The organism is Agrobacterium sp. 16-172Ci, assembly GCF_053522725.1.
This window is the reverse complement of sequence record NZ_JBNWBW010000015.1, coordinates 113,661-120,017: the sequence shown is the minus strand read 5'-3', so window position 1 is coordinate 120,017 and position 6,357 is coordinate 113,661. Positions and strand designations below refer to the sequence as shown.

Here is a 6,357-nt window from a genome sequence, read left to right as displayed (position 1 = left end):
CGCAACAATCCGGAAGCTCGTCACTATCCTCAACGCCATCGCAAGGACAGATCCAGCATTTGCTTGATCATCCACGGTTGCTTGATCCGGCATCCAGCCGACTCGGCTCGCGCGCGGCGAAGACGGATTCTTTCAGCCCAAGGACTTGGGTTGGCTGGATTCCGGCTCAAGGCCGGAATGACGGAGAGAGAAGCCGCCACGAACTCCAGTTAGGTGAACGCTGCCTTCCGCAGCCCTTGCCGGGAGGCACAGTTTACCGGCTGCGAAATAAAGCAGGAACGAGCCGATCTGGTACGGGAAGATGATGTCGATCTCCACGAAGGAACGCACGACAAACAGGGCGCAGATCGCAAACAGGATGACGCCCTGCGGATCGCTCTTGCGCATCAGCACCGAGCGCAGATGCCCGAGCAACGTTCCGTAAAGCACCATACCAAGCAGCAGCATGCCGACAAAGCCGTTTTCCACCACGGTTTCGATATAGGTATTATGGAAATGGAAGCCGCTGCGGCCGGTAATGAAGAAATCGTTCCACAACCGTTCGGCATCGGGAAAACCCGCAACCCAGAACCCCTGATAACCGACGCCGAGGATCGGCGTCTGTTTTGCCGCCTCGATGCCCTGCTGCCAGAGGTAAGTTCGGCCGGTCAGCGTCGAATCCTTGCCGAAAATGCCGAGAATGGCGTCCAGCAGGCCGAATTGCAGGGATGCAACCGCCAGCAATGCGCCGAGACCACCGAGGACAAAAAACGTCATCTTTCGGTTCGCCGGCGAAAGCATGCCGATGGGGATGAAGCCGATGATGAGCGCGACCACCGCCGCCGTGGTAATCGTGGATGTGGCCGATTGGGACGCAAGGAGGCTATAGGCCGACAGTAGCCCGGTGACGCCGGCAATCGGCAACCAGATGCCCCTTTGCTTGAGCACCAGCACCGATGCGGCGGCAAAAATGACGCCGAGCGATGCATAAAAGCCGAGCTGGTTCTTGGAAGAAAAAGCGCCGACGAAACTATAGGTGCCATCCAGCGCATCGAAGAGATAAATGCCGAACAGTAGCGAATAGAGCAGAACAACGGCGATGCCGATCAGCGCGCCGCGCGTCAGCGTCCGGATAGAGATCACCCGCATCGCGATCAGCGCGCAGACGATATGCGTCATATACTGGATGGAGGCGCGCATGGTAACCGACGCCGCCTCCGACCAGAAGCTGGACAGAACCGTCAAGATGCCGAAGGCGAATATCCAGAGATAGCGCGGATAATTGCCGAGCACGCGCCGGTAATCGACAACCACCAGCGGCAGCCACATGCCATAATAGGCCAGGACCGAGATTTGGCCGAAACGCGACGAGTAAGCGAAGACGAAGAATGACAGCGCAACCGCTGCCATTCCATAAATCTCATTGCGTTCGGGATCGATCAGCGCCGATTTGGCGATCCGCATTGAAACCTCACTGCATCAGGATTTCAGACGAGACCTTGATGACATCGCCGGGCTGGAGCATGGCGTTTTCATCCACCTTCAGCTCCTTCGGCTTGCCGTTTTCCTCACGCACCACGACATAGCTGATCGTCGCTGATTTGCCCGAGGGATCGAAACGGATCGCTTCGGCCGATTGCGCCAGCGCTTCCGACATCAATTCGCGGCTGGTGGTCAGTTGCAGATTGAGCTTGTCCAGTTCGGCTTCCGTGTCCTGCAATTCCTTGGAGCGCTGCGCCACCCAGTCGTTACGGAGGTTGATCTCGTCCTGGGTCGCCTTGTTGATATCCTGTTTGGCGCGCAGCGACTGCGTATCGATATCGAGCAGGTTGGATTCCACTTCGGCCGCGCGTTCTTCCGCGGAAATACGCCGCTGCGACAGCGCGAGCCCTTGCTCGTTCAGCCGGTTGACCCGGTCGCGGTCCTCGTTGGCAAGCTGGAGCTGACGATTCTGCGTCTCTGATTTCTTCTTCAGGGATTCGACTTCGCTCTGCAGAAGAGCGTGCAGGTCCGTCAGCGCCTTGAGCTGCAGGGTGTAACGTTCGGTGCGCGATTTCATCAGCGCGCTTTCGCTGGCCAGCAGCACGTCGATCTCGCCGATCTTTTCCATTTCAGGCGTCTTGGCGATGGTCGCGTCACCCTTGACCTCCGCGACCAGCCGCGCCTGACGGGCGAGCAGCCTTGCACGCTGGTTGTCATAGACGGCGGCGTCACCGCGGGCATTGATGAAGTCGCGGGCAAAACGCTGCCCGGCATCCGAGCGCCGCAGGCCGCCGGCAAGGCTGACGGCCTTCAGCACCGTGAGATTGGCGGCATAGGGATATTCGCCCGGCGTCTGCACGTCCCCGCTCAAGAAGATCGGCCGGAACTGCGCGATCTCGACGGAGGCCGAAGGCAGGTTGCGAAGGGCGAACTTGCTCTGAAGCTGGGCTCCAATCTCTTCGCTGACCTCCGATGGGGTCTTGCCCGCAACATCCAGCTGACCGATGAAAGGCAGCGACAGCGCCCCAGACGGACCGACGGAATAATCGCCGTTGATCACATCCCAGTTGCGGATGCTGCCATCCGCCGGCTGCCATTCGGCAACGCGGATACGCAGCTTGTCAGCGGTACCGAGCTTATATTGAGCGCCATCCGCAGCCGTGGCGGAGAGCGGCGCGGCAAGGGCGACGGAAGCGGCAAATACGAAGGCCACAAACGGGCGGCGGGCGGCAGACAAGCCGTTCATCGGGAAACTCCCTGTTAGCGGATCGCCACACGGGCGATCCGGCCGTCGCGCAACTGGGCAGGGCCGGCTGCACAGTGCCGCGAAAAGCGGCCGGTATGATTAGCACCAATGACGCACCCAAAGACCGGACTTGGGATCCCGGTCGGGGTGCGTGTCGAAACGAAGATCGATAAAGCCGAACTCAATATCGGTTTTCAGTAGCTTCCGCGTGAAAGGCACACGGCGGGAATGGTCTTGACGATGATGAAGACATCCTGCCGCATCGACCAGTTCTGCACATAGTGCGTGTCGAAAGCGACGCGGGTCTTGTAGGAGACGTCGTTGCGGCCGCTGATCTGCCACAGGCCGGTCAGCCCAGGACGGGTGCTGAGATAATAAGCGGCAGCGCTTTCATAATAGCTCAGTTCCTCATCCACGACCGGGCGTGGACCAACCACGCTCATTTCACCGCGGATGATGTTGAGCAGCTGCGGCAGTTCGTCGAGCGAGAGCTTGCGCAGCACGGCGCCGACAGCCGTAACACGCGGGTCGTTCTTGAGCTTGCGGGTGGCGCGCCATTCCTCGGCGGCTTCCGGATTGGCGGCAAGATATTGCCGGAGAATTTCATCGCCGTTCATCGCCATCGTCCTGAATTTCAGGCAATGGAAATAGCGGCCATTATGTCCCACACGCCGGTGGCCATAAAAGATCGGGCCGGGATCGGACAATTTCACCAGCGCGGCGATCAACAGGAATATCGGGCTGAAGATGAGCAGCGCAAGCGCAGCCGATGTCATATCGAAGCTGCGCTTTGCGATGCCCCCGATAGGGAAACTGACATCGAAGTCTTCGGAGCTGCTGAGTGTCTGTTCAGCCGATTGGGTCGCGGACTTCATAGAGAGAACTCCATTTATGTTTTGCGATTGGTCGGTGCCCGGAGGCGCGTCTTTCCGTCTAAAAGAGATAACAAGTCTGTGTTCGGAATTTGATGCTAATGGATTTTTTGTAAGGCACATTGGCCATAACCGTCTATGCGATTTCTTGCGCGAGCGGCCGATCAACGTCCGGGCAATATTAACGGTTGCATAAAAAAGCAACAAATGTGCCGACGGCCATGTGTTGAGAGCATGGGTACCGCCCCGGCATGTATTGGGTTTTGTGCCGGCGACAGTCTTTTCTTATGTGTTTCTTATGACTTGGCGAGATGAGACAGGAACGTTAAGAACAGCCGCGTCCGTAACAGACTATAAAAATTTTTTGCATCGCAGCAAGATTGTGGCAATGCATATAAAATTTGACATATCGGTAAGGATTTTTTTGCCGGACATTGCCAAGCCGCCAAGAAAAAGCGATGGAAAAATTGCTAAAAGGGCGCAAACACGGCAAAAGAGTGGCAAGAAACTGCATTCTAGTCATGGCAGCCACGCAAAATTGCCGTAGCTGCCGGCCATTTTTTACCGAATCGCCGCGACCTGGCCGTTCTATGCGCGTTACGAAGCGCAAAAACCGCTGGAATCAGAAGGTTGGCGGTGTGCAGGCGCTGATGACCTCACACGGCACGGGACCGACGCAACGGAAACGATGCGGCCTGCGGCTTTCGAAATAATAGGCGTCGCCCGGCCCGAGCACCCGCCTCTCCTCGTCGACCGTCACTTCCAGCCGCCCGGAGAGAATGATTCCTCCTTCCTCGCCATCGTGAACGAGCGGAACCTTGCCGGTATCGGCGCCCGGCTGGTAACATTCCTTGAGGATTTGCAGGCTGCGACCGAAGACATTCTCGCCCACCTGCCGGAAGGATATCGGCCCCTTGCCGATTTCAACCAGTTCATCCGCCCGATAAAAAGCCTTGCGGCTCGTCTCCGGCTCGAAAGCGAAAAACTCCGCAAGGCCGATCGGTATGCCGTCAAGAATCCGCTTCAGCGCGCCGACGGAAGGGTTCGAGGTGTTGGATTCGATCAGCGAAATAGTCGAATTGGTGACACCGGCACGCCTTGCCAGTTCCCGTTGCGAAATATTGTGGCGCAGCCGCAAATGGCGCAAACGCCCGCCTATATCCACCGACATGCCTGAGCCCCCGTTGCCCTTGTTCGAAATATCGAAAACTCGAGTTCAGGCCTATAGCATTTTCAATGACTTGGCCACAGAGAGAAAAGGGCTTGTTCAGTCGCGAAAATAGCATTCAATCACCGGCAACGAACAGGAGACCACCATGGACAACCCGAGCCGATCCAATTCCACCTCGCTTGACAGCTACTGGATGCCGTTTACCGCCAACCGGCAGTTCAAGGCCAATCCCCGCCTGCTGACGAGCGCCGAAGGCATGTATTACACCAGCAATGATGGTCGCCAGGTTCTCGACGGCACGGCCGGCCTCTGGTGCGTCAATGCCGGCCACGGCCGCCAGCAGATCGCGTCTGCCGTCAAACACCAGCTTTCGACAATGGATTACGCGCCCTCCTTCCAGATGGGCCACCCGGTTGCCTTTGAATTCGCCGAGCGGTTGGCGGAGATTGCGCCCGGCCCGGAAGGTGCAAAACTCGACCGTGTCTTCTATACGGGCTCCGGGTCGGAATCGGTCGATACGGCGCTGAAGATCGCCATCGCCTATCAGCGCGCCATCGGCCAGGGCACCCGCAGCCGGTTGATCGGTCGTGAGCGCGGTTATCATGGCGTCGGTTTCGGCGGCATCTCCGTGGGCGGCCTCGTCAACAACCGTCGTGTTTTCCCGCAAATCCCCGCAGACCACCTGCGTCACACCCATGATCCGGCGAAGAACAGCTTCGTGAAGGGCCAGCCCGAGCACGGCGCCGAGCTTGCGGACGACCTGGAACGTCTGGTCGCCCTGCATGGCGCGGAAACCATCGCCGCCTGCATCGTCGAACCGGTCGCCGGCTCCACCGGCGTGCTGGTGCCGCCGAAGGGTTATCTGGAGCGGCTGCGCGCCATCTGCGACAAGCACGGCATCCTCTTGATCTTCGATGAGGTCATCACCGGTTTCGGCCGCATGGGCTCCACCTTCGCCACCAACTATTTTGGCGTTACGCCCGATATCGTCACCACCGCCAAGGGGCTGACCAACGGCGCGATCCCGATGGGCGCGGTCTTCACCAGCCGCAAGGTGCACGATGCGCTGATGCATGGGCCGGAAAACCAGATCGAGCTGTTCCACGGCTATACCTATTCCGGCCACCCCGTCGCCTGCGCCGCCGGTATCGCGACGCTCGACATCTATCGCGATGAGGGCCTTTTCACCCGCGCGGCCGAATTGCAGGATGTCTGGCACGACGCCATCCATTCCCTGAAGGGCCTGCCGAATGTCATCGACATCCGCACCATCGGCTTCATCGCCGGCATCGAGCTGCAATCGCGCGACGGTGCTGCCGGCGCACGCGCTTATGATGTCTTCGTGGATTGCTTCGAGCGCGGCCTGCTCATTCGCGTTACCGGCGACATCATCGCCCTTTCGCCGCCGCTGATCGCCGAAAAATCCCATTTCGACGATATTGTTTCGATCCTCGGCGACGCCCTGAAACGCGCGCAATAAAAGTACAAATTTCTAATATAGAAAGGGCTGCAATACAAAATGCAGCCTTTTTTGCATTTATCGAGCCTTCAGCGAAAATAGAACATTTATTAAGCATGTTCTATTATGTTCACAAAGTATAACAATT

The 6,357-nt window shown here is 58.3% G+C and carries 5 protein-coding genes; 1 reads left to right on the top strand and 4 read right to left on the bottom strand.

All coding sequences use genetic code 11. The annotated features are described in order from the left end of the window. Positions 1-132: 132 nt before the first annotated feature. The 4 genes from ACQZ40_RS15045 to ACQZ40_RS15030 form a co-directional block, all read right to left on the bottom strand. Positions 133-1,443 (bottom strand): O-antigen ligase family protein, encoded by a 1,311-nt coding sequence (locus ACQZ40_RS15045; RefSeq protein ID WP_448748254.1) that lies wholly within the window; start codon positions 1,441-1,443, stop codon positions 133-135. Between the two features lie 7 nt (positions 1,444-1,450). Next, positions 1,451-2,707: a polysaccharide biosynthesis/export family protein gene (locus ACQZ40_RS15040; protein ID WP_448748253.1), complete on the bottom strand. Its 1,257-nt coding sequence runs from the start codon at positions 2,705-2,707 to the stop codon at positions 1,451-1,453. A gap of 194 nt (positions 2,708-2,901) precedes the next feature. Beyond that, the gene (locus tag ACQZ40_RS15035; protein WP_003523803.1) at positions 2,902-3,582 is read right to left on the bottom strand and encodes a sugar transferase; all 681 of its coding nucleotides are present in this window, start codon (positions 3,580-3,582) and stop codon (positions 2,902-2,904) included. Between the two features lie 619 nt (positions 3,583-4,201). Beyond that, on the bottom strand, positions 4,202-4,750 hold the full coding sequence (locus ACQZ40_RS15030; protein WP_003523802.1) for a cupin domain-containing protein: 549 nt from the start codon (positions 4,748-4,750) through the stop codon (positions 4,202-4,204). 145 nt (positions 4,751-4,895) lie between these two features. On the opposite strand from ACQZ40_RS15030, the gene aptA reads away from it, so the two are divergent. Continuing rightward, positions 4,896-6,230 (top strand): omega-aminotransferase AptA, encoded by a 1,335-nt coding sequence (aptA, locus tag ACQZ40_RS15025; protein ID WP_059758580.1) that lies wholly within the window; start codon positions 4,896-4,898, stop codon positions 6,228-6,230. The last annotated feature ends 127 nt before the right edge of the window (positions 6,231-6,357 follow it).